Genomic DNA, 24,515 nt, shown 5'->3' with positions numbered 1-24,515 from the left:
GACTCCTCAGGCCAGCTGCGCAGTGGTAGTGGCTTCGACAGGTTGCGCCGAACGCACGGTGCGCCAGGTGTTGTAGGCCATCAGCAACATGCCGCTGAGGAAGATCGCACCGCCCACCAGCCGCACGATGAAGCCAGGGTGGCTGGCCACCAGGGTTTCGACGAAGGAGTAGGTCAAGGTGCCGTCTTCGTTGACCGCACGCCACATCAGGCCCTGGGCGATGCCGTTGACCCACATCGAAGCGATGTAGAGCACGGTGCCGATGGTGGCCAGCCAGAAGTGCGCGTTGATCAGGCCGAGGCTGTACATCTGCTCGCGGCCAAAGACTTTCGGGATCATGTGGTACAGCGCGCCGATGGAAATCATCGCTACCCAACCCAGCGCCCCGGCGTGTACGTGGCCGATGGTCCAGTCGGTGTAGTGGGAGAGGGCGTTGACCGTCTTGATGGCCATCATCGGCCCTTCGAAGGTCGACATGCCGTAGAAGGCCAGGGAGACCACGAGGAAGCGCAGAATCGGGTCGCTGCGCAACTTATGCCAGGCGCCCGAGAGGGTCATCATGCCGTTGATCATGCCGCCCCAGCTGGGTGCCAGCAGTACCAGTGACATCACCATGCCCAGCGACTGTGCCCAGTCCGGCAGCGCGGTGTAGTGCAAGTGGTGGGGGCCGGCCCAGATGTACAGGGTAATCAGCGCCCAGAAGTGCACGATGGACAAGCGATAGGAATACACCGGACGCTCGGCCTGTTTGGGTACGAAGTAGTACATCATCCCCAGGAAGCCTGCGGTGAGGAAAAAGCCTACCGCGTTATGCCCGTACCACCACTGCACCATCGCATCCGTCGCACCACCATAGGCCGAGTAGGACTTGGTCCAACTCACTGGCAGGGACGCGTGGTTGACGATGTGCAGAATGGCCACGGTGATGATAAACGCACCGAAGAACCAGTTGCCGACATAGATGTGCTTGGTCTTGCGCTTCATCACCGTGCCGAAGAACACCACACCGTAGGCGACCCAGACCACGGCGATAAGAATGGCGATCGGCCATTCCAGCTCGGCGTACTCCTTGGATGTGGTGTAGCCCAGTGGCAGGCTGATAGCGGCCAGCACAATCACAAGCTGCCAGCCCCAGAAGCAGAACGCGGCGATTTTTGGCGCGAACAGCTGGGTTTGGCAGGTGCGTTGCACCGAGTAAAACGAGCTGGCGAACAGCGCGCAGCCACCAAAGGCAAAGATCACCGCGTTGGTGTGCAGCGGGCGCAAACGGCCGAAGCTGGTCCAGGGTAAATCGAAGTTGAGCGCAGGCCATACCAATTGGGCGGCGAGAAAAACCCCGAGCCCCATGCCGACGATGCCCCACACCACCGTCATAATGGCGAATTGGCGGACCACCTTGTAGTTATAGGCGGTACTTAAAGTAGTGTTCATGGTTCCCCATCCACGGTTCAACCCAAGCAAATGCGGCACTTGGGCTGGAGTTATAGGCAGACTAAAAAGCGAGGCAAGCATGGGCAAAGAGCACAAGGCCAGTATTGACGGGGATCAATGGGCGCAGTGTGTACGGGAACATGGCTGGTTGTGGAATGCCGCGACGGGGTCTATCGCGCGTGCGCCGGCGACACTGATCCTGGCCCACGGCGCCGGTGCACCGATGGACTCAGCCTTCATGGGCGACATGGCTGCACGCCTTGCCGGGCATGGTGTGAACGTGTTGCGCTTCGAGTTCCCGTACATGGCTCAACGCCGCGTGGACGGCGGTAAACGCCCGCCGAACCCGGCGCCGAAACTGCTCGAATGCTGGCGCGAGGTGTATGCCGAGGTGCGACGTCATGTCGCTGGGAAGCTGGCGGTTGGCGGCAAGTCCATGGGGGGGCGCATGGCCAGTTTGTTGGCCGATGAGCTGGGGGCTGACGCGCTGGTGTGTTTGGGTTATCCGTTTTATGCGGTGGGCAAGCCGGAAAAACCTCGAGTCGAACATCTGGCCGGGTTGAAGACGCCGACGTTGATTGTGCAGGGCGAGCGCGATGCGCTGGGTAATCGGGCGGCGGTGGAAGGGTATGCGCTGTCACCCAGCATCGAGGTGATGTGGCTGGTGGCGGGGGATCATGATTTGAAGCCGTTGAAGGCTTCGGGGTTTGGTCATGAGCAGCATTTGGAGGCGGCTGCGGTGAAGGTGGCTGGGTTTTTGGGCGCCTGTTAGGGCCCCATCGCAGGCAAGCCAGCTCCCACATTTTGAATTGTGAATACCTTCAAATGTGGGAGCTGGCTTGCCTGCGATAGCGATTTACCGGTTAAAACGTTCTACCAGCGAATACTGGGTATTGGCGGTGTGCGTCAGCTCCTCACTCAACTGCGCCGAGTTCATCGCCTGTTCCGAGGTCTGATCCGCCAACAGCGCAATCGTGCTGATGTTACGGCTGATCTCTTCGGCTACTGCGCTTTGCTCTTCGGTAGCGGCAGCGATTTGCGTCGTCATGTCGGTGATATTGGCCACCGCCTCACTGATGCCCACCAGCGCCTGATCCGCCTCCATCACCCGCGCCACACCTTCTTCGGCCTGGCGATGCCCGGCGTCCATGGTTTGCACGGCCGCCGCTGCGGTGTGTTGCAGCTTGGCGATCAGCGTATGGATCTGCCCGGTGGACTCGGCAGTGCGCTGCGCCAGTTGGCGAACTTCGTCAGCCACCACCGCAAAACCTCGGCCCATCTCACCGGCGCGCGCCGCTTCGATGGCCGCGTTCAGTGCCAGCAGGTTGGTCTGGTCGGCAATGCCTTTGATTACATCGACCACACCGCCGATTTCATCGCTGTCCTTGGCCAGTTGGGTGACGGTCACACCCGTCTCGCCCACGGCCACCGACAGACGCTGGATCGCCTCGCGGGTTTCCCCGGCGATATCGCGGCCGCGACCGGTCAGGCGATTGGCTTCCTGAGTGGCGTCCGCCGTGCGCTGTACATGGCTGGCGACTTCCTGAGTGGTCGCTGCCATCTGGTTGACCGCCGTGGCCACCTGCTCGGTTTCCACGCGTTGGCGTTCCAGGCCGCTGGAGCTGTTATGCGCCAAGGTATTGGACTGCGCAGCTTGGTCGTTCAGGTGTTCAGCCGTGTCTTGCAAGCGTGTAAGACAGGTCTTCAGCCGCGCTTCCTGGCTGAGAATCGACATCTCCAGCCGCGCCTGCGCGCCTCGGCTGTCGGTGTACATCTGCGCGATCAACGGGTCAGACGTGGTCTGCTCGGCCAAACGCAGCAAACGCTTGAGGCCGCGCTGCTGCCAGCTCAGGCCCAGCAGGCCCAGTGGCACCGACAGGCCCGCCGCCAGGGCAAAACCCCAGTGGGAATTGAGCGATGCACCAATCATAAAGCTCAGCTGGCTGACCAGGATAAACGGCAGCCAGTCCTGCAACACCGGCAGCCACTTGTCGCGCTGCGGCACGGCGGACTTGCCCTGGTTGATGCGTTGATAGAGCGCTTCGGCCCGGCGGATCTGCTCGGCGGTGGGCTTGATGCGCACCGATTCGTAGCCGATCACCTGGTTGCCGTCGAAGACTGGCGTCACATAGGCGTTAACCCAGTAGTGATCGCCGGTCTTGCAGCGGTTCTTGACGATGCCCATCCATGGCAAGCCTTGTTTGAGCGTGGACCACATGTGCGCGAACACAGCCGACGGAACATCCGGGTGACGCACCAGGTTGTGCGGCGCTCGGACCAGTTCGTCGCGGGTGAACCCACTGATTTCGACGAAAGCATCGTTGCAGTAGGTGATTACACCTTTGGCGTCTGTGGTGGAGATCAACCGTTGCTGAGCGGGGAAGGTACGTTCGCGCTGGGTAACGGGTTGGTTATTACGCATGGTTGTTCAATCCGCAAGGCTTTCAGGGGTTATCGGCGCTTGCGGGCTTTTATTTAACTTATTTTTGCAATAATCAGCCGGCCAGCATCGGGTAGGTAAACAGCCCGAAGTGAAGCAGGTTCAGCCCGAAGTGCGTGGCGATTGCCGCGCCCAACCCTCCAAAGCGATAGGCCAGGCCATAACCGACCCCGGCGATGCTTGCCAGTAATACCCAATGCCAACCTGCGCCCAGGTGCATCAAACCGAATAGCAGCGAGGCCAGCAGCAGCGCCACATTCTCGCCATAAGGCAGGTGTTTGAAGCGCTCGCTCAGGCCGCCCTGGATGTAGCCACGAAACAACGCCTCTTCAACCAGGGTCACCAGTAGCAGGTTGTTCAATACCCACAACCACGCCTGTTCCGGCCATTTGGGCGCCCAACTGATCATCCCCAGCAACATTGCGCCGCCCAACGCTGCAACGGCTGTCAGGGTCAACGCCAGCGCAGTCACGCAGATCGACAGGCGCAATGACCTGCGTGCCACGATCCAGGGGCAGGCCAGCAGCAGCCAGAAGCCGATCAACGGTTTGTCCTGGTTGAGGTACATCGAAAATGGCACCGAATCAGGCGTAAAGCGTTGAGGCGCGATCCCGCGGCCGTTGTAGAAACCTGGCAACCAATGCATCGCCAGGCCCAGCGCCAGCACGATAAACAAGCCGTGTCCGAGGTAACGCGCCCAAGGATTGCGTTGCTGGCGCACGGCGTAACCCGCAATCAGCAGCATGACTACGGAAACCGCCGCCAGCATGCCCAGTTGCCCGTAGGTCAAGGCCAGTACATAGCCAATGGAAAGAAGCAGCAGGTACAGCCAGGGCAGAGCAATCATGTGAAATCCTTGAAAAAAACTGGCCGGCATTATAGCGACCGACTTTCGTTGCAGGCATGAAAACTCTTCCACGCAAAACGCCTGGGTGAAGTGATTGCAAAATCGCTTGGCAGCTGGTTATAGTCCGCAGGTCTCAATCCCTTCAAAAAGATCAGCACATGCCAGCTTTCCAGCGCATAGCGGTAGTCGATTCAGCGGTCAACGCTGTGGTCGTGCCGTGCGCGAATAAGCAGCCTGCGCAGATCAGTCACTATCCCCCACCTGTCAGTAGCACGCCGGTGTACGCAGTCGTATCACCGCCGGGTGTTGGCATTTCGGGCTGATCAGCAAATTGCTGTTCCCGTCTGCCCGCCTGAAAAAAACCTATTGAATCTCAGCGTCTGCTGAATCGGCTTTTTTTGCCTGATGACAGGTGGTAACCATGTCTGTTCTTTCGAAACAATCCGTGGCCGCGGCGGCCTCGACGAGCCTGTTTGTCCTGCTGTGGAGCAGCGGGGCGATTTTCTCCAAGTGGGGCCTGGCCCACGCTTCACCCTTTGCCTTCTTATTGATCCGTTTTGCCATCGCCCTGGCGGGCCTGGTCATCCTGGTGCCAATGCTCAAGCTGAAACTGCCGCGCCCCGGCAAACCCATGCTGTATGCGGCGGCGACCGGCCTGGTGTTGTTGGGCGCGTATCAGATTTTCTACCTGCTGGCCCTGGACCTCAGAGTCACGCCAGGAATGATGGCCACCATCATGGGCGTGCAGCCGATCCTCACGGTGGTGCTGATGGAGCGTCAGCGCTCGTTAAGCCGGTTATTCGGCCTTGGGCTGGGGTTGGCGGGGTTGATCATGGTGGTCTATCAGGGCATCGGGCTGTCGGGTATGTCCCTGGCCGGGATGTTGTTCGGCTTGCTGGCGCTGGCCAGCATGACGCTGGGTTCGATCATGCAAAAACGCATCACCGACAATCCGTTGGGCACACTGCCGGTGCAGTACGTGGCAGGGCTGCTGCTGTGCGCGGTGTTTGTGCCGTTCCAGCCGTTCCGCTTTGAGCAAAGCGCGAGCTTTTACCTGCCGGTGCTGTGGATGGGCCTGGTGGTGTCGTTGCTGGCGACGCTGCTGCTGTATCGACTGATCGCGCGTGGCAATCTGGTGAATGTCACCAGCCTGTTTTACCTGGTGCCGGCGGTAACGGCGGTTATGGATTACCTGATCTTTGGCAATCGGCTTGCGCTGTTGAGCGTGCTGGGGATGGGGTTGATCATTGTCGGGTTGGGGTTTGTGTTTCGTAGAAGCTGAGTCCGACACTGACCACTGAGTCGGCGCTGACGGGGCTCGCCAAAGCGAGCGCCTGTCAGCGAGCGATTCATGCTCGGGTGAGGGGCGTGGCCAAAGTCTGTGCCATCTGTTTCACGTACTCGCGCAGTTCCGGGACTGCGGTGGCCTCCCAGTCGCGCGCCTGGAGGAAGGGGCCGACGTAGTACAGCCAGTCTGAGGGTGCTGCATTGCAATCAAGCAGTGCGCCGGACGGTGCGATAGCCATGCCGGTGCCGAGTGCGTCAGGCACCAGCAGGCCATCAGCACGCAGGGACTTGAGCAGTGGGTCGTCCAATTGGCGCAGGTCCAGCGCTGGAGTCGTGCAATTGATCACTGCTTTGACTTCCAGTTGTTCTTCGATGCGGGTGCCGCGACGACGTACAGAAACGCTCACACTGCCGGGGTTTGAGGCGTAGCCGACGATGCGACCGGCCACAAGCGTGAGTTTGCCACTGGCCAGTTCCTCCTGCATGCGTGCTCCCGGTTGTGGGGCGCAACGATGGCGATGGGCATCCCAGTAGGGGCGTACATGCCGCAGGAATCGCAGGCGTTCATTTAGTGGCAAGGCGTGCCACAGTTGCCGGGTGGCAGATCTTAGCCCGCCGATGATATCTCGCCAGTCTCCGCCAGCTTGTGCATGCTGGCGAATCGCATCACGCACTGCGCGTACATAGTGACGCACCCTGCAATCGGTGAGCATGTGCTGTGCCAGCCCTTCGTCGTAGTCGGGGTGCGCGTTCAATTCGCGGTGGGGCTGCGGCAGCAGGCCACGGCGTGACACAGCTTGAATAGAGCCGGTGTGCCCACGGTCGCGCAGGTCGAGTACCACATCCAGCATCGTCAGCCCGCTACCGATCAGGAAGACCGGGTCGTTTGTGTCGATACGATCGAGTGCGCCAGGTTGCCATGGGTCGTGTACATAGCCTGGGCTTTCATAGAACGGTCGATATTCGGGAGCAATGGAAGGCGCTTGGCGTGCACAACTGCCAATGCTCAAAACGATGGCGTCGGCCTGCAGATGTTCGCCGTTATCCATCAACAGCAGGCCACCCTGAGCATTTGGCTGAGGGATTATCTTGACCACTTCCCCAATCACTTCCTGCAATTGGCAGCCGGGCGCCGCGTTGTCGGATGCCTGTTGCAGCAGCGCCTGCAGGTAATCACCGTAAAGGCGCCGCTCTGCGAAGAGCGCAGGAGTGGCGTCGGGATGGCTGCGTTTTACGTAGTCATAAAAGCTATCGTCTTCACCGGCCAGCGCATTCATCCGGCCTGCTGGCACATTGAGCACATGCGCACGGGCCTGAGTGCTGTATGCGACACCCCGAGCCATGCTGCCCGGCCGGCTGATCAACAGGATTTTCATCGCAGCAACCGGCGGGTGGCGCAACAGGTGCACGGCCAGCGTCGAGCCGCAGAAGCCTGCGCCGATAATCGCGAGGGTCTTGGTATTCATTCCAGCTCCAGTTTCAACGCCGCTCATATTTCAATTGACAAAGTAGTTCTATTGCTCTTTTTGAATCAGAGCCGGTGAGTGTTTGTAGGAACGATCGAGGGTTTGTTGTAAGCGGGATGATGAAGTGGATCGGGTTCGTCATCCAGTACTCAACTTTGGCTATTCAGTGTTCGTTGATATAGATCAGTCGGTATTCACGGTTGAAGTGTCGCGCATTATGCCTGTTGTGTCGTTGACCGGCTGTGAGTGGGGCAGGTTTGGAGCTTGTGGTGCAATGGGTTGCAATCAGCCGTCTGACAAGTTGGGGTGGTGTTGGAACTTGAGCGTGCTGCGGTTGTCGGCCTTGAACTGAAGCTGTCGGCTGATCAAGCAAAAATTGCACAGTGCACGTTAGAGGTGCAACGCCTCATGGTAGAGCGCTTTGGTGGACGTAAGGCGGTCGACCATTGGTCACGCGTAAGATTGATCTTACAGGCCAATACTGTAATAATTCCGACCTTATTGTGGCCTGTATCCTACCTCCCTGCAGGATATGTCGTACGTTCGCATAGGGATATTGTGTCTATTTTCGCATCGCGTAGCCTTTCCAATGCTCTGCCGAACGATGTTTGCCTGGCAAACGTCGCGGTATTGATGTGCTCATACAATGGTGAAGCTTTCCTTGCGGACCAGCTCGACTCCATTGAACGGCAGAGTCATCGCAATTGGTCCCTGGTCATTTCCGATGACGACTCCAAAGATGGCGCATCCAGGATTTTTCAGGCGTACTGCAATCGTTGGGGTAGCGACCGGTTAAGAGTGGTACCCGGCCCTCAAAAAGGCTTTGTCGCCAATTTCCTCTCGCTTACGTGTCGTGCCGATATCCAGGCAGATTATTTTGCCTGGTGTGATCAGGACGATATCTGGAATGATGAGAAGCTGCAGGTAGCCGTTGAGTGGCTTCAGAGCCAGCCTTCGGATGTACCGGCGCTTTATTGTGGTCGCACGCAGTTGGTCAGTGAATCGGGGGTTGCACTCGGTTTCTCACCACTTTTTTCTCTGCCTCCGCACTTCTCGAATGCGCTCGTTCAAAGCATCGCGGGCGGAAATACTATGGTTTTCAATCAGGCTGCTCGTGAACTCCTCATCGAGGCTGGCCCGGATGTAGTAGTTCCGTCCCATGATTGGTGGGCGTATCAACTCGTTACGGGGGCGGGAGGCGTCGTACGCTACGATCCCAAACCTAGAATGCAGTACCGCCAGCATGATGAAAATCTGATTGGCAGCAACTCCAGCTGGGCAGCACGCCTGGTTCGGCTGCGGATGATCTTTCAAGGACGTTTTTACGAGTGGAACGAACAGAACATTCGTGCCCTCGAAGCTATGGAGCATCGTCTTTGTGAAGAACATCGAACGACGCTTGCGCGCTTTAAAGGTGCACGCAGTCAAACGTTATTTAGACGAGTGCTGGGGTTCTGGTCCGCCGGTTTGTATCGGCAGACGTTCATGGGGAACCTCGGGCTAATTTTTGCAACATTACTGAAAAAGATCTGACTCAATGACTATCTTAGTAACCGGCGGTGCGGGCTTTATCGGTGCAAACTTTGTATTGGACTGGGTAGCTCAGACAGATGAGCCGGTCATTAACCTGGATAAGCTGACGTATGCCGGCAACCTGGAGAACCTCAGCTCGATCGAGGGTGACAAGCGCCATGTGTTCGTACAGGGCGATATCGCCGATACCCAACTGGTCCAGCGCTTGCTCGCAGAGCACCAGCCGCGCGCGATCCTGAACTTCGCTGCCGAGTCGCACGTCGACCGCTCCATTCATGGCCCGGAAGACTTCATCGAGACGAACGTCGTTGGTACCTTCCGTCTGTTGGAAGCAGTGCGTACCTACTGGAAAGGTCTGGATGCCGATGCCCAGCAATCCTTCCGCTTCCTGCATGTTTCGACTGACGAAGTCTACGGCTCCCTGGCCAAGGACGATCCGGCGTTTACCGAAACTCACCAGTACGAGCCAAACAGCCCTTACTCGGCGAGCAAGGCCGCGAGCGACCATTTGGTCCGTGCCTATCACCATACCTATGGTCTGCCGGTGCTGACGACCAATTGCTCGAACAACTATGGTCCTTACCATTTCCCGGAAAAACTGATTCCGCTGATGATCGTCAACGCACTGGCTGGCAAAGCGCTGCCGGTGTACGGCGACGGCCAGCAAATTCGTGACTGGCTGTACGTAAAAGACCACTGCAGCGCCATCCGCCGAGTGCTGGAAGCCGGTACTGTGGGTGAGGTCTATAACGTGGGCGGCTGGAACGAAAAGCCTAACCTCGACATCGTGCACATCGTTTGCGCCTTGCTTGATGAGTTGCGCCCTCGCGCGGATGGCAAACCGTACAACGAACAAATCGCGTACGTGACGGATCGTCCTGGCCACGACCGTCGTTACGCTATCGACGCTCGCAAGCTTGAGCGCGAATTGGGCTGGAAACCGGCGGAAACCTTTGAGACGGGTATTCGCAAAACCGTTCATTGGTACCTGGATAATCAAGACTGGGTGAGCAACATCCAGTCCGGCGCTTACCGTGAATGGGTTGAGAAAAACTACACTGAGCGTTCGGCATGAAGATTCTACTGCTGGGTAAAAATGGTCAGGTCGGCTGGGAACTTCAGCGCAGCCTGGCGCCATTGGGCCAAGTCCTGGCGCTGGATTCCAAAAGCCAGGACTACTGTGGTGACCTGAACGATCTTGAAGGCCTGGCGGCGACCGTGCAGCGGTTTGCGCCTGACGTCATCGTCAACGCGGCGGCTTACACCGCCGTCGACAAGGCCGAAAGTGAGCCCGCCCAGGCACTGCGCGTCAACGCAGAAGCTCCCGCGGTATTGGCAGCCGAGGCCCTCAAGCTCAATGCCTTGTTGGTGCACTATTCCACTGACTATGTGTTCGCTGGCAATGGTGATACGCCTTGGCAGGAAAGCGACTCAGTGGGGCCGCTGAGTGTCTACGGCACTACCAAGCTTCAAGGCGAGCAAGCGATTCAGGACAGCGGTTGCGCACACCTGATTTTCCGCACCAGTTGGGTCTATGCAGCTCGAGGTAATAACTTCGCCAAGACGATGCTGCGCCTGGCCACGGAGCGTGACAGCCTGAACGTGATCGACGATCAATTCGGCACCCCGACCGGTGCTGATCTGTTGGCTGATGTGACGGCGCACAGCATTCGTGCAATGAGGCTTCAACCAGAACTTGGTGGAATTTATCATCTTGCGGCTGGAGGAGAGACTACATGGTGCCGTTACGCGCGCTTTGTGCTTGAACAGGCCCAAGCAGCTGGCGTGGAACTTAAAGTCGCTCCTGCGCAAGTTGGCGCGATAGCGACTGAGGCTTATCCTACTCCCGCCAAACGTCCTAACAACTCCAGATTGAACACCCAAAAACTGCAAAATGCCTTCTCATTGTGCTTGCCAGAATGGCAATCCGGTGTGGCACGGATGCTGATGGAAACACTAGAGAAATGAACATGCTTAAACGTAAAGGGATCATCCTGGCCGGCGGCTCGGGCACGCGTCTTCACCCAGCGACACTGGCTATCTCCAAGCAGCTGTTGCCGGTGTATGACAAGCCAATGATTTACTACCCGCTGACGACACTGATGCTAGCGGGTATTCGCGATATTCTGATCATTTCTACACCGCAGGATACTCCGCGTTTCGAACAGTTGCTGGGCGATGGCAGCAACTGGGGTTTGAACATTTCTTATGCTGTTCAAGCCTCTCCGGATGGTTTGGCCCAAGCGTTCATTATTGGTGAAGATTTTATCGGTAATGACCCATCGGCGTTGGTGCTGGGCGATAACATCTACCATGGGCATCATTTCAACGAACTGTTGCTGAGTGCCATGGTACGGCAAGAAGGCGCGAGCGTGTTTGCCTATCATGTCAATGATCCGGAGCGTTATGGCGTTGTTGAGTTTGATGGTCAAGGTAAAGCGATCAGTCTCGAAGAAAAGCCGGTTCATCCTAAGTCTAACTATGCCGTCACCGGGCTTTATTTCTATGATCAGCAGGTTGTCGACATAGCGAAGAGTATTAAGCCGTCCCCGCGTGGCGAGTTGGAGATTACCGACCTCAATCGGGTCTATATGGAGCAAGGTCAGCTCTCTGTTGAAATCATGGGGCGAGGCTACGCTTGGCTTGACACGGGCACACACGATTCGCTGCTTGAGGCAAGTCATTTTATAGCAACGCTGGAGCACCGTCAGGGCCTGAAAGTTGCTTGCCCTGAAGAGATTGCGTTCCGTCAGAAGTGGATTGATGCTGAGCAGTTGGAAAAGCTCGCCGCACCTTTGTTGAAAAATGGGTATGGTCAATATCTTATGCGCTTGCTGCATGAAAAAATCTATTGATGGGAATAAAGTTCCTATCTAAAGGTAGAGCCTATCTCTGAACCCAGGGCTTTTATGAGAGTCTTCGGGTTCTTTTTTTAATTAGGGCTAGCGGTTTTTGATGATGCCAGCAGTCTCGCGAGTCGTAAAAAACCGGCAGCGTGAGTATCCGCCATCTGCCAGCCAAGCGTCGTAAGCGGAGTCACAGGATCTTTATGAAATCAACAAAACTTGCAATTCCAGACGTGGTGTTATTCGAACCCAAGGTGTTCGGTGATGACAGGGGTTTTTTCTTTGAAAGCTTCAATGCCAACGCATTCAAGGATGCCACGGGACTGGATAACGTTTTTGTTCAAGATAACCATAGTCGATCGATTAAGCATGTCTTGCGAGGTCTTCATTATCAGCTTGAACCTAAAGCCCAAGGTAAACTTGTCAGGGTAGTTGAAGGCGCTGTATTTGATGTAGCAGTCGATATTCGTGAGCACTCTCCAACGTTTGGTCAGTGGGTGGGCGAGATACTGTCAGCCGAGAATAAAAGGCAATTATGGATACCTGCTGGATTTGCTCATGGTTTCTTGACGTTGAGTGATACTGCGGAATTTTTATATAAAACCACTAATTACTATGCTCCCGAGTGTGAAGGTTGTATCGCTTGGGATGATCCGCAGATCAGCATAAAGTGGCCAGAAGGTTTTGAACCTCAGTTATCAAAGAAAGATTTGGAAGGTCTCTTGCTGAAAGACGCGAAAACCTTCAAATGACAGAGTGATAAGTGAAAGGCCTAAGTTTGTATTGTTTGGGCCTCTTGCTTTTTTAGTCTGTGGTTTATTAGCATTCTGATCATTTTGAAGTTTTGATATGAGCGCTGGAGGTTGGATGAAAACAAATTTATTCAGAAGTTTCACGTTGTCATTATGGTCGATTTTATGAAAAGGCTAGTAAATTTTCTGGTGGCGCCTGTAATTTCGATAATGCGGAACCGAGCTCTAATAGCTGAGCTGAGCAAGCGCGAAGTGTTGGGTCGGTATCGAGGGGCAAGTTTTGGTCTGTTCTGGTCGATCATCAGTCCTTTCCTAATGCTATTGGTGTACGCCTTTGCATTTGGAAGCATACTGAATAGTCGTTGGCCGCAACCAACAGATACAAGAGATAGCTTTGCGATCATTTTGTTTGTGGGTCTGATTGTTCATGGTTTTTTTGCCGAGTGTTTTACGCGCGCACCCACATTGGTAACCAATAACGCTAGTTATGTAAAGAAAGTAATATTTCCTGTCGAAATTCTCCCTTGGCCTTTAATTATATCTGCGCTATTTCATACATTGATGAATATAGTGGTGTTGATTGTGTTGAGGTTAGTGGTTGATCAGTCGTTTTCATTGGGGTTTATATTTCTGCCTTTGATTTTGCTGCCGCTGGTAATTCTAATGGTAGGATTAGGTTGGTTTCTCTCTGCGCTGGGTGTTTATATTAGAGATATAAGTCAGGTTACGGGCGTTCTTTCTACTGCATTATTATTTACATCTTCGGCAGTAGTTCCTCCCAGCGCTGTGCCTGAAAAGTATCAATTTGTTTTTTCTATTAATCCATTGACGTTTGTCATAGATCAGGCGCGTGCGGTCGCGCTATGGGGCGAGATGCCCAATTGGTCGGGATTGTTGATATATACACTTGTTAGTGTGGTGTTCGCACTGGTTGGGTATGCATGGTTTTCAGCAACACGTAGAGGCTTCGGCGATGTGCTCTGACTTGATAGTAAGTGTTAAGGGGCTCAGTAAGTTCTTCCCGGTATACGAGAAGCCCCACCACCGTCTGCTCCAAATGCTGACGCCATCCGCTGAAAAGCATAAGTGGTATCGAGAGTTTCGCGCACTCAGGGATGTAAGTTTTGAAGTGAAGCGTGGAGAAACATTTGGGATCGTAGGGCGCAACGGGTCGGGCAAATCAACATTGCTGCAGCTTATTTGTGGAACTTTATTTCCCACTTCCGGAACGGTGCAGGTCAATGGGAGAATCGCCGCGCTGCTTGAGTTGGGAGCAGGTTTCAATCCTGATTTCACCGGGCGAGAAAATATTTACCTGAATGGCTCTGTCCTTGGTCTGAGTCGAGAAGAGATAGACGCACGTTTCGAATCCATCACAGAGTTTGCCGGCATAGGCGATTTCATAAATCAGCCGGTAAAAAGTTATTCCAGCGGTATGTACATTCGGCTAGCATTTTCTGTTGCTATTAATGTGACCCCTGATTTGCTGATTATCGATGAAGCTCTGGCTGTGGGAGACGAGGCTTTCCAGCGAAAATGTTTCGCCCGTATTCAGAACTTGCGTGATAATGGGTCAACGATATTATTTGTTTCACACTCTGCAGGTATCGTGACCGAGCTGTGTGATCGTGCGATTCTTCTTGATCAGGGAGAACTGATTGCCCAGGGCTCTCCAAAGTCGGTGGTTTCAAAATATCATAAGTTAATTTACTCGCCAGCCGACACTGTAGCTGTATTGCGCGAGGATCTAAAAAAACAGTTAGTTGAAGACGATGTTGCTGAAGACGCATTTGTGACCGAGGCGGACAAGGCCGATTCCGCGTTAGTGGCCAGTGCCAAAAGTAACCTTCCTCCACGGGAAGAAGCGTTCTATGAAGAGGGTATGAAATCCCTGAGCAAGATTAGTTACAATTCTTATGGTGCTTCAATTCTTGATGTTCATATTGAAACATCCGAAGGGCGAAAGGTTAATGTGCTTCGGTCGGGTGAGTCCTATAAATATGTCTATACTGTCGATTTTACCGCTCTCGCTTTTCAAGTGAGATTTGGCATGATGATTAAGACAACATCCGGATTGGAGTTAAGTGGTGCTGTGAGCGCTGCGCCGCGAGACACCATCGAAACAATACCGATGGGCGCTCGTGTTAAAGTAAAATTTGATTTTGAATGCAGGCTGCCGCCGGCTACTTACTTTTTGAATGCTGGTGTGCTCGGGTTGGTAGACGGTCAAGAGCAGTTTTTGGATCGGCAAATAGATGCTGAGATGTTTAGAGTCTTTTCAGACCCCGATCGGTTGTCCACTGGGCTTGTAGAAATGGTTTCTTCGCCCGATTTGAAAGTTACTTTGAGTACGGTGTCGGGCGACGGGAATGCATAACTCTACGGCTATTTTAGTGCTTGGAATGCCTCGCAGCGGCACCTCTGCTGTGACGCGCGTATTAAATTTGCATGGTGCAGTGCTGTCTGAGAATCTTTTGCCAGCAGCTGATGCGAATCCCAAAGGGTTCTTTGAAAGTGCAGATGCATTAGCCATTCACGAGCGCTTATTATCCTCACTGGGACGGAGCTGGTTTGATATTGGCGAAATGCCTGATGGCTGGGTTGACTTTTCCGAGACTCAACAAGCGCATCGAGAGCTAGAGGCGTTAATTAAACGAGATTATCGTGGCGAAACAATCTGGATAGTTAAAGAACCCAGGATGTGCCGCTTTTTACCGTTGTGGCTAAGGGTCTTAGAGGGATTGTGCATTAGTCCAAAAGCTGTGCTTGTTACACGCCATCCTGATGAGGTCGTCAATTCCATCGCGACAATGGTAGGTGATGGGCAGTGGTCTGCGGATCATACGAAGACTTTGTGGCTTGAGTATTTTTTCGAGGCGGAGAAGGCAAGCCGTCAGATACCACGTGCGCTCATAACATATGATCATCTCTTAACTGATTGGGAAGCTCACGTTAATCGAATTGCGGCTGAACTAGAGATTGTTTGGCCTAATTCATCTGATTCTATTAGGTCAGAGGTGGACCTCTACTTAAATTCAGAAAATCGCCACCATGATTACTCTCTTTCATATGATGAGGGGAGAGGCGAATTTTCTTTCGCCGAAAAAACATATATGATTTGCCATGAGATGAAAGAGGGCTATTGGACAGCGCTGGAGGCTATGAACTCTTCTTTCTCAGCGATGCTGGCTTTTTTTCATCGGCCAATGCATGACCTTGTTCATAAAGTTGCCGAGCATTATTCAAATATTGCTTTGGCACAAAAAATTCAGTTCGACGAACTAAGCAACGAGAGTAAAAACGCCTTGCAGGCTAAGCAATTCGAATTGGATGAGCTTAAAGTTAAAAATGACAGCTTGCAAATCGCTCAGCAGGTTCAGTTGGAAGATTTGCGCAGACACAATGAAAGCGTATGTCTCTCTCATCAGGCAGAGTTAGATGAGCTTAAGGGGTACTACAACGCCTTGCAGGTGTCCCAAGAAAGCGAGCTGAGTAAGCAGCATGACTTAATCGGTATGCAGGAAGCTGAACTCTCGAGGCTTAAGCGAGAATTGGCAGAGCTCGAGATTACGACGGGCAAGCTTTTTGCTGACATGAGTGCGTTGCAGGCTCGGGAGGAAAGCGCTCATCAGATTTTGCTAGAGACGCAAGCCAGTTATGCTGAGCTAAAAAGACTTACAAGACAGAAAGCGTGGCTGATCAGGACTTTTTTAAGCAGGATTGTAAAAAATGAATAGTACCAACAAACGTTTACGATGATGTTCATGTGGCCGCGAATACGATTGAAAGGGAGTCCCCAGACACGGCTGAGTGTTCGGTTTTCTTTTTTGTTCGCTGCCTATAGAATGTCTAAAAAACGCTATAGGGATTTATGAAAAATCTCGGTGTTAAAAGACATTGATTGGTTTTATTTGAGTGTTGTTTAGGTGTGATGTGAAACTCTTTCACTTAGGGGAGGGGGCGTTACTTTTGAAGTTGGCGTCTGCTAGGGAAAGAGTTAGTGCATTTACATAAGTAAAATTTATGGAGCTTGACTAATAATGCGTAGAGTTGCGTTTTACCTGTTTTATGATAATGATGGGATTGTAGATGACTATATTATCTATAAACTTCGTATGCTTCGCGCGCATGTCGAAACAATATTTTTTGTTTCGAACTCTAGCATTTCACCAGATTCGCTAATAAAAATAAATTCCTTAGTCGATGTTGTGCATTGTCGTGTCAATAAAGGCTTTGATGTCTGGGCCTATAAAGAAGCTATTGAGACTTTTGGTTGGGATCAGCTTCGACAGTATGACGAGGCAATCTTTTTAAACTACACCTTCTTTGGCCCCATTTTTCCCTTTGCTGAATTGTTTGAAGAGATGAATAAGCCGGGAATAGATTTCTGGGGGGTATCGTCACATCAGGAAATTACTCCCAACCCGTTCAACGGCACCGGCACCCTTCATTATCACATACAGTCGCATTTCATTGCTGTTCGTAAAAATATGTTGAATTCGGACGGGTTTTATCGGTATTGGACTGATATGCCAATGATAAACTCTTACGAGGACTCCATATTAAAACATGAGGCCAGGTTTACTAAGCACTTCAGCGATCTAGGTTTTAATTATGCAGTTTCCATTGGTCCTGAAACATACAATACAGATCATCCTATTTTCTCCGAGATGGACTTGGCGATCGAGCGTCGCTCTCCCATTTTAAAAAGGCGTCCTTTTTTTCATGACCCCGTTTTCATTGAAAGCGAAGCGATTGACGTTAAACGTGCGCTGGATTTGATAAGTGAAAAGTCCGATTATGATGTGAGTCTAATCTGGAAGAACTTGATACGTACTACGCCGCTAAGGACGCTTTACTCGAACCTTGAAGTACTGAGTGTTCTGTCGGAGTCTCAGGTAGAGTCGGAAAATCACGTTAGTGTTTCGAAAAAAATAGCTGTTATTGCCCATGTCTATTATGTCGATATGCTGGATGAGATGCTTGGATATATTAAAAATATACCAGCACCGTTCTCAATTTATATCACAACTGACACCGCAGAGAAGAAAGTAGAGATAGACACGTTTTTCTCTGCTTTTCCTGACCTTAAATGCACTGTGTTGGTTTGCGAATCGAACTTTGGCCGTGACACATCAGCGCTGCTGATTACGTGTCGTGAAGTTGTTTTGGCAGGTGGCTATGATCTGATTTGCAGGTTGCATAGCAAGAAGTCGCCACAAGATGGTTATTCGAAAAGTGCCATGTTCAAACGGCATTTATGTGAGAACTTGCTGGCAAGTCCTGCTTATGTGCGAAATGTCATCGATATGTTTGAAAGTCAGCCGTGGATAGGCGTAGCCATGCCACCGGTTGTACATATTGGTTACCCGACGCTAGGGCATGGCTGGTTTCTGAACAGAGACCGAGCAATCAATCTGGCTCGCGAACTCAACTTCAAAGTGCCTATAGATCATGAAACACCGATAGCGACGTATGGCTCAATGTATTGGTTTCGCCCAGAGGCCCTCAAAAAATTATTCCAGCATGAATGGAGCTGGAAGGATTTTGACGAAGCGCACTATGGCGATGGTGATCTCCCCCATGTTTTGGAGCGATTGATTACCTATTGTGCCCAAGATGCTGGCTTTCTTAGTCGATGCATTTTGACGCCTAAGCAAGCGTCAAAAAATTATGTAAAATTGGAATATAAGTTGCAAGCGCTATCCAGCTGTTTTTCGACAGGAAGCTTGCGCGAGCAGATGCAAACAATGCAGCTGTCTAAAACGTCTCAGATAACTTACATTACGACAGGTGTCATTATGTCGTTGAAACGTTCAATTATGTTCAGATACCCACGATTGGGGTCTGTGTTGAGAAGAGCGTATAAGTGGGCGTCAAGCCGGCGATAAAGCGTTGGAAAGCGTAGCTTTAATAATAAACTGGTTTGGCCTGCTGGCCATTGCTAATTGGAAGTAGATATATGGTTTTCAGCTCATATCTGTTCATTTTCCTTTTCCTGCCCGCATTTTTAATTGCGTATAAGCTTGTGGGCCACCGTTTCAGAAATATTCTCATACTCACGGCGAGTTTATATTTCTACTATCTCGGTGATGCTAAAGGTCTGTGGATTCTTATCGCTGCAATTGTGGGTAATTTTGCGATAGGTTATTTAATTGATCGTTTTCGCGAGGTGGAGGATGGAAAACAAGTAAGTGCAATGGCCAGACGTCTACTTATCGTAGGGTTGTTTTTCAATCTGTCCGTACTTGGCTATTTTAAGTATGTCGGGTTTATTACTGAAAATATAAACTTGATTTCAGCGAAGTTTGGTCATCCGTCGGTTGTGCCTGTAGTTTCTGTCCTGCTGCCATTAGGTATTAGTTTTTTTGTTTTTCAGGGTATTAGTTATCTGGTTGATGTGTACAGAGGGACGATTCAGGCCACTAAAAGTCTGCTTATATTCGGTACTTTCAAATCCCTTTTCCCTCAGTTAATTGCTGGTCCGATTGTTCGCTATAGGGATATTGCTGCGGAGCTTCCAGACCGTTCGGTTAATCCTGACATGGTTGTAGAAGGGATTACCCGGTTCGTTATCGGTTTCGCGAAAAAAGTATTACTTGCCGATACCTTTGCGGTGACTGCGGATGCAATTTTCTCGCTCCCTGCTTCCGAGTTGAATTTTGGAACAGCGTGGTTGGGCGCTGCCAGCTATACATTGCAGATATATTTTGATTTTTCAGCTTACTCTGATATGGCGATCGGAATGGGCTTGATGATGGGGTTCCGTTTTCCGGAAAACTTTAATTACCCCTATAAATCAACGTCAATACGTGATTTCTGGCGACGCTGGCACATAACGTTGTCAGGCTGGTTTCGCGACTATGTCTATGTTCCTTTGGGGGGGAACCGTACGGGGGCGGTAGGTACCTATGTTAATTTGTTAGCCGTTTTTATTCTAACCGGTTTATGGCATGGTGCTTCTTGGACATTCGTGGCGTGGGGGTTATGGCATGGATTCTTTATTGTCATAGAGCGCTTTACCAATATGGAAAATCGCGGTATTCCCAGCCCGCTGCGTTGGGTTTATACCCTGGCAGTAGTAGTTTTCGGTTGGGTGTTGTTTCGATCCGAAACGTTTGACCACGCATTCCATATGATGGCGTTGATGGTAGGCTTGCGAACTGGCCCAGAAAATTATGTGCTGGCTGAATACATGAGTCCAGCGTTGGGATTGGCGTTAGGCGTCGGGGCGCTACTGAGCTTTCCTGTCTATAGGTGGTTGCGTGATCGCTTGTCTTCGAACCAACAGTTATGCGCAGGTTTGCTTGGCCTGAGCGCACTGTTTGTACTGGCTAGTATGAAAGTGCTATCAGGTGCGTACAGTCCTTTCCTTTACTTTCGGTTTTAATATATGCGTTCAATATTTTCCCCTAAGGTCATCATTGGATTATTTATCATCGCGCTATGCGTACCTGGCATAGCGGTTGTTTTGTCGCCTCAATTTGTGCCCGCTATGAAGGTGGTCATGAAGAATCCCGGCGAGTGGGGTAATCAAAGGGATGGGATTCGGCGTACCACGCCGCTCTGGAACAAAGCTGTAGAAGGCTACTCCAGTTTTCTCTATTCCCTGGGAACTACTAACAACAAAGCTGTCGCCGTTGTAGGTAGTGATGGATGGATTTTTCTGGGTGATATTTTCAATAATAATATGGCTCAAGCGCTTGGACGTCGTTATTACAATGCTAATGACATTGATGCATGGACCAGCGCGATCGGTGGACAGCAACAATGGCTTGCGCATCGGAATATACCGATGTTGTTTTTGATTGCACCGGCCAAGTGGTCGATTTATCCGGAAAAGATGCCTAAGTGGTCGCAAGGGCATATAGGTCCGCATATATTTGATCAGTTGTTAAGTGTAAAAGAGCCTCTCCCGCTTGTTGATGTAAGGCCCGCGTTACGTCAAGCGCGCTCTACCGCTGACACCTATTCACCATTTAACAGTCATTGGACGGATTTTGGTGCCTGGGCTGCATGGAAGGAAACCAGTCACTCACTGGCGGCGCTCGACCCTAAACTCCAAGGCCTCTATGTCCCGGAGATTGACGGAGTTGACGTGAAGCCAAATTATGCGAGTGAGTTTGCGGCTATGATCAGCTTGCCAGCCCCGAACCCCTGGACGGTACCAAAGTTTAAGTCCCCACTGCCTGATTTTCTAATTTTGGGCAACGATGGGGTCAATGTTCCGGTGTCAGGTGACACGCATACAGGGCTGCTTGAATTACCTAGAAATACGAGGAATGAGTCTGCAAATAATAAATTGAAAGCGCTGGTGATGCGTGATTCCATGGGTGATTCTTTGTCGCCTTATCTCCAGGCTGCTTTCTACGAGACTATTCAGGTTCGTCATAATATTGATGATCAAAATAACGCCCCGAACGTGCCTGCTCTGGTAGAAAAGTACAAGCCAGATGTCGTCCTTTACGTCATGACCGAACGCCATCTTGATAACATTCTGAGCGAAGGTTATCTATGGCATTCTGCAAATGCATATGATCTGACCGTCTCGGAGGGGGGAGCGATAGAGTTTGCCGGGAGCGCGTTGAGTGTCGTTTCTGACAGTGAAGCACCAAGTATTTCGTGGGTGACGAATGCGAAAGGAGAGCGAATCCTGCGTGTCGTGCTAACCGCTAAAACGCCGGGAACGCTCAAGGTCCAATCAACGAGCGACGGTCATCCAGTTGAGTACTCTGAGCGCTATGCGAAGGGCGATAATCAGCTCTATTTCAGCCTGCCATCCACTGTAAATGTCGATAAGATTGATTTTTTGAGTCTCGATGGCTCTATTCACTTCACGCTGACCGGAAAAAGTCCGTCTGCAATGGGTGCGAAGTAATTTTTTGAATCAAGATCCGGAGTTTCTAATGAGCAAAACATGTCTAGTTACCGGCGGTGCGGGCTTCATCGGGTGTGCGCTGTCGCCCCTGTTGGCTGAGACGTTCAGCCGAGTGGTTGCATTCGATAATCTTCACCCTCAGGTCCACCCTACCGCCGAGCGTCCAGCGGCGCTGGACTCGCGTGTAGAGTTTGTCAAAGGCGACGTTACCTCTCCTGAAGACTGGGATGTTGTTTTAAAAGATTTTGCTCCTGACGTAGTCATTCACCTGGCGGCTGAGACAGGTACTGGCCAGTCGCTGATGGAAGCGAGCCGCCACGCGCACGTTAACGTAACCGGGACTACTCAGATGCTTGACGCGCTAGTGCGTCATGAAGCACTGCCTAAACGTATCGTGTTGACCTCCAGCCGTGCTGTTTACGGTGAAGGCGCATGGAAGGCCGCTGATGGCTCGCTGGTTTACCCAGGCCAGCGTTCACGTGAGCAACTGGAGCGTGCGGAGTGGGATTTTGAGGGCCTGAAAACGCTGCCTTTCAACTCGCACACTACTCGCCCAGACCCTACCAGCGTGTATGGTTCTACCAAACTTGCGCAAGAGCATATTCTCAGCTCCTGGTGTTTGGCATTGGGTGTAACCCCAGTCATGCTGCGGTTGCAGAATGTGTATGGTCCAGGCCAATCATTGTCCAACCCTTACACCGGCATCGTCTCGCTTTTCGCTCAGATGGCGAAAGATGGCAAAAGCATTCCAGTGTATGAAGACGGTGAAATCATTCGTGACTTCGTATTCATCGACGATGTGGCGAACGCGATCTTCGCAGCGACTTTGCACACTGAAGGCACACGTGAACCTTATGATGTCGGTTCGGGTGAAGCCACCAGCGTCGCCAAGTTGGCTCAGATCATTGCTGATCACTACGGCGCTCCTGCACCTCATATCACTGGGGCGTATCGCCACGGTGACGTTCGTCACGCATCATGCACGATTGAGGAGAGCAAGCAGGTACTTGAGTGGACTCCAAACGTAATGGTTGGAGAAGGTGTACGCATTTTGTGCAATTGGATTGACACCGGCAAACGCTAAGACGTCTTGACGTAAAGGGGAGGGTGATCGAGTGATCATCCTCCCCTGTAATATTGAGTACGCTGTGCAGTTGCTATATAACCAAGCGGCGTTAGTTAGTTAGTTAGTTAGTTAGTTCTGCGTCCAACATATCAATGATGCGCGCAACAGTGGAATCCAGATCTTCTTCCAGTGTATTGACTCTTACGTGTGGATTGACAGGTGATTCATACGCGGAATCAATTCCTGTAAAGTTCTTTATTAATCCTTCCCTGGCTTTTCTATACAAACCTTTGGGGTCGCGTCGTTCACACTCAGTCAGAGGCGTATCGATGAATACTTCAATAAAGTTTTTATCGCCAATGACACTCTTCGCCAGCGCCCTGTCTCGAAGAAAGGGGGATATAAAGGCGGAAATCACAATCAGCCCGGCGTCTAAAAACAGCCTAGCCACTTCTGAAATTCTTCTAATATTTTCTTCTCGGTCAGCGTCGCTAAAACCGAGGTCCTGGCACAGCCCTAATCTGACATTGTCGCCGTCCAGTAAATAAGTATGACGGCCGCGGTCGGTAAGTGCGACTTCGAGTGCATTGGCAATTGTTGATTTGCCAGCGCCGCTGAGACCTGTGAGCCATACTACCATTGGTCGCTGTCCCTTGAGGGCCGTCCTGCGCTCCGCGGTAACGGCTTGTGGGGGGGAAGTTAGATTTTTAGTCATGTGATCTCGTGTGCAACAGCATATAAATAATAATCGTATATTTTTTGTTGCTTAATTTTCATGCCCATGACTTTGATCGAGACGTTGACGTTCATGTCGAATGCTGCACTCAGGCTGGGCGGCGAGTGTAGCGGATGCTAGTTGGACGCTCAATTCCATTTCTAGTTCAATTCTGACGCAGCGCAGTAAAATCGTGTAACCGCGAAGCTACAATAGGCGGCTGCACCATTGCGGCGCGCGCCGGTTTTATATGTGAGCGTTTGCGGTGCAGTAAACATGGGGGGTTAACGTTACACGGCCAGCCCTTTGGTTAGCGCGCCTGCGAAATTACCGCTTTATAGCCGCTGTACCCGATTTCCCCACCCGCAACACCAACCACAACGCCCCCCCAATCAACACCCCCCCATACAAATGCGCCATCGACAACGGCTCCCCCAGCAACAACGCCCCCCACAACACCCCAAACGGCGGAATCATAAACGTCACCGTCATCGACTTCACCGGCCCAATGGACGACAGCAAACGGAAGTACAGGATGTAGGCAAACGCCGTACACACCAGCCCCAACCCCAGCAACGAAGACCATACCTGCCAACCACCCCAGTTCGCTGGTGGATGGCTGATGGCGCTGTAGGCAAAGAACGGCAGTAAGAACAGGGTAGCGCCGAGCATGCTGCCCAACGCCGCAAGCCGGCTGTCCAGGCCGCCACGTTGATCGAGCCAGCGCCGCGCAAGGAAACCGGCAAAGCCGTAGCACGTGGTGGCCAGCAGGCAGGCTAGTGCGCCCATCAACAAGTCCAGATCAAAGGCTACCGGCCCGGCACGGGTCAGGACTCCTACGCCAAACAGGCCCAAACACACACCTGCGATTTTCGAAGGGGTCAGGCGTTCACTGAAGAACAGCCCACCAATCAACACGCCCATCAACGGCGTGGTGGCGTTGAAGATCGCCGAGTAGCCTGCCGGCAGCACCTGGGCCGCCACGGAGTACATGGTGGCGGGAATCCCGGAGTTGATCACGCCGAGCAGCAGCACGGTCTTGAACTTGCCCTGGAAGTCCCAGTTCACGCGCATCATCGTGAGGATCACCAGCAACCCGGCGGCAGCAATCGACACGCGAAAAAACGCAGTCGGCACCGTGCCGATTTCCGGCGCAATGATGCGCATGAACAGGAAGCTGGCGCCCCAAATGGCAGCCAGCCCCAACAGGTACAGGGTGTCGACAGGTCTCACGGAACACTCCTACATCAATAA

The 24,515-nt window shown here is 52.3% G+C and carries 20 protein-coding genes; 14 read left to right on the top strand and 6 right to left on the bottom strand.

Going from position 1 to position 24,515, the window contains the following annotated elements; all coding sequences use genetic code 11:
* Positions 1 to 6: 6 nt before the first annotated feature.
* Positions 7 to 1,431 carry a cytochrome-c oxidase, cbb3-type subunit I gene (gene ccoN, locus HBO41_RS01730; RefSeq protein WP_099548824.1) on the bottom strand — a complete coding sequence of 475 codons (1,425 nt, stop codon included), beginning with the start codon at positions 1,429 to 1,431 and terminating at the stop codon, positions 7 to 9.
* 79 nt (positions 1,432 to 1,510) lie between these two features.
* Between ccoN and HBO41_RS01725 the strand changes: the two genes are divergently transcribed.
* Entirely contained in the window at positions 1,511 to 2,203 is a 693-nt protein-coding gene (locus HBO41_RS01725) for an alpha/beta family hydrolase (protein WP_262380126.1), read from the top strand.
* 84 nt (positions 2,204 to 2,287) lie between these two features.
* Here HBO41_RS01725 and HBO41_RS01720 read toward each other — a convergent pair whose 3' ends face one another.
* Complete coding sequence (locus HBO41_RS01720; RefSeq protein ID WP_056861515.1) at positions 2,288 to 3,853, bottom strand: PAS domain-containing methyl-accepting chemotaxis protein; 1,566 nt, start codon at positions 3,851 to 3,853, stop codon at positions 2,288 to 2,290.
* Positions 3,854 to 3,926: 73 nt separating this feature from the next.
* Positions 3,927 to 4,718 (bottom strand): CPBP family intramembrane glutamic endopeptidase, encoded by a 792-nt coding sequence (locus HBO41_RS01715; protein WP_026013506.1) that lies wholly within the window; start codon positions 4,716 to 4,718, stop codon positions 3,927 to 3,929.
* Between the two features lie 421 nt (positions 4,719 to 5,139).
* Between HBO41_RS01715 and HBO41_RS01710 the strand changes: the two genes are divergently transcribed.
* Positions 5,140 to 6,000, top strand: coding sequence for a DMT family transporter (locus tag HBO41_RS01710; RefSeq protein ID WP_169984886.1), 861 nt, complete (start codon positions 5,140 to 5,142; stop codon positions 5,998 to 6,000).
* Positions 6,001 to 6,067: 67 nt separating this feature from the next.
* Here HBO41_RS01710 and HBO41_RS01705 read toward each other — a convergent pair whose 3' ends face one another.
* Positions 6,068 to 7,471 carry an FAD/NAD(P)-binding protein gene (locus tag HBO41_RS01705; RefSeq protein WP_169984884.1) on the bottom strand — a complete coding sequence of 468 codons (1,404 nt, stop codon included), beginning with the start codon at positions 7,469 to 7,471 and terminating at the stop codon, positions 6,068 to 6,070.
* Positions 7,472 to 8,029: 558 nt separating this feature from the next.
* Between HBO41_RS01705 and HBO41_RS01700 the strand changes: the two genes are divergently transcribed.
* The 12 genes from HBO41_RS01700 (at position 8,030) to HBO41_RS01645 (ending at position 22,564) form a co-directional block, all read left to right on the top strand.
* Complete coding sequence (locus HBO41_RS01700) at positions 8,030 to 9,004, top strand: glycosyltransferase family 2 protein (RefSeq protein ID WP_169985262.1); 975 nt, start codon at positions 8,030 to 8,032, stop codon at positions 9,002 to 9,004.
* Between the two features lie 4 nt (positions 9,005 to 9,008).
* Positions 9,009 to 10,079, top strand: a complete 1,071-nt coding sequence (rfbB, locus tag HBO41_RS01695; RefSeq protein ID WP_138450055.1) for a dTDP-glucose 4,6-dehydratase — start codon at positions 9,009 to 9,011, stop codon at positions 10,077 to 10,079.
* Positions 10,076 to 10,972 carry a dTDP-4-dehydrorhamnose reductase gene (rfbD, locus tag HBO41_RS01690; protein ID WP_138450057.1) on the top strand — a complete coding sequence of 299 codons (897 nt, stop codon included), beginning with the start codon at positions 10,076 to 10,078 and terminating at the stop codon, positions 10,970 to 10,972. Before rfbB ends, rfbD begins: the two co-directional genes overlap by 4 nt.
* Positions 10,973 to 10,974: 2 nt before the next feature.
* Positions 10,975 to 11,859: a glucose-1-phosphate thymidylyltransferase RfbA gene (gene rfbA / locus HBO41_RS01685; RefSeq protein WP_169984882.1), complete on the top strand. Its 885-nt coding sequence runs from the start codon at positions 10,975 to 10,977 to the stop codon at positions 11,857 to 11,859.
* 194 nt (positions 11,860 to 12,053) lie between these two features.
* Complete coding sequence (gene rfbC / locus HBO41_RS01680; protein WP_169984880.1) at positions 12,054 to 12,602, top strand: dTDP-4-dehydrorhamnose 3,5-epimerase; 549 nt, start codon at positions 12,054 to 12,056, stop codon at positions 12,600 to 12,602.
* 111 nt (positions 12,603 to 12,713) lie between these two features.
* Positions 12,714 to 13,586 carry an ABC transporter permease gene (locus tag HBO41_RS01675; protein WP_244972991.1) on the top strand — a complete coding sequence of 291 codons (873 nt, stop codon included), beginning with the start codon at positions 12,714 to 12,716 and terminating at the stop codon, positions 13,584 to 13,586.
* 73 nt (positions 13,587 to 13,659) lie between these two features.
* Positions 13,660 to 14,979 carry an ABC transporter ATP-binding protein gene (locus HBO41_RS01670; protein ID WP_342355873.1) on the top strand — a complete coding sequence of 440 codons (1,320 nt, stop codon included), beginning with the start codon at positions 13,660 to 13,662 and terminating at the stop codon, positions 14,977 to 14,979.
* A complete protein-coding gene (locus HBO41_RS01665; RefSeq protein ID WP_169984878.1) occupies positions 14,972 to 16,339 on the top strand; it encodes a sulfotransferase family protein in 1,368 nt (455 codons plus the stop codon). The genes HBO41_RS01670 and HBO41_RS01665 overlap by 8 nt, the downstream gene beginning before the upstream one ends.
* Positions 16,340 to 16,642: 303 nt before the next feature.
* Positions 16,643 to 18,493, top strand: coding sequence for a rhamnan synthesis F family protein (locus HBO41_RS01660; RefSeq protein ID WP_169984875.1), 1,851 nt, complete (start codon positions 16,643 to 16,645; stop codon positions 18,491 to 18,493).
* A gap of 71 nt (positions 18,494 to 18,564) precedes the next feature.
* On the top strand, positions 18,565 to 19,992 hold the full coding sequence (locus tag HBO41_RS01655; protein WP_169984873.1) for an MBOAT family protein: 1,428 nt from the start codon (positions 18,565 to 18,567) through the stop codon (positions 19,990 to 19,992).
* A 117-nt stretch (positions 19,993 to 20,109) separates the two neighbouring features.
* On the top strand, positions 20,110 to 21,480 hold the full coding sequence (locus tag HBO41_RS01650; RefSeq protein WP_169984871.1) for an alginate O-acetyltransferase AlgX-related protein: 1,371 nt from the start codon (positions 20,110 to 20,112) through the stop codon (positions 21,478 to 21,480).
* A 28-nt stretch (positions 21,481 to 21,508) separates the two neighbouring features.
* Positions 21,509 to 22,564, top strand: coding sequence for an NAD(P)-dependent oxidoreductase (locus HBO41_RS01645; protein ID WP_138450076.1), 1,056 nt, complete (start codon positions 21,509 to 21,511; stop codon positions 22,562 to 22,564).
* Positions 22,565 to 22,667: 103 nt separating this feature from the next.
* On the opposite strand, the gene cysC is transcribed toward HBO41_RS01645, so the two are convergent.
* Positions 22,668 to 23,261 carry an adenylyl-sulfate kinase gene (gene cysC / locus HBO41_RS01640; RefSeq protein WP_169984869.1) on the bottom strand — a complete coding sequence of 198 codons (594 nt, stop codon included), beginning with the start codon at positions 23,259 to 23,261 and terminating at the stop codon, positions 22,668 to 22,670.
* A gap of 327 nt (positions 23,262 to 23,588) precedes the next feature.
* On the bottom strand, positions 23,589 to 24,494 hold the full coding sequence (locus tag HBO41_RS01635; RefSeq protein WP_169984867.1) for a DMT family transporter: 906 nt from the start codon (positions 24,492 to 24,494) through the stop codon (positions 23,589 to 23,591).
* Positions 24,495 to 24,515 lie beyond the last annotated feature (21 nt).

Source organism: Pseudomonas sp. WS 5146, assembly GCF_012985495.1.
Lineage (GTDB): Bacteria > Pseudomonadota > Gammaproteobacteria > Pseudomonadales > Pseudomonadaceae > Aquipseudomonas > Aquipseudomonas edaphica.
Note: the sequence above shows the minus strand (reverse complement) of the source record. Positions and strands in the feature narration are given on the sequence as shown.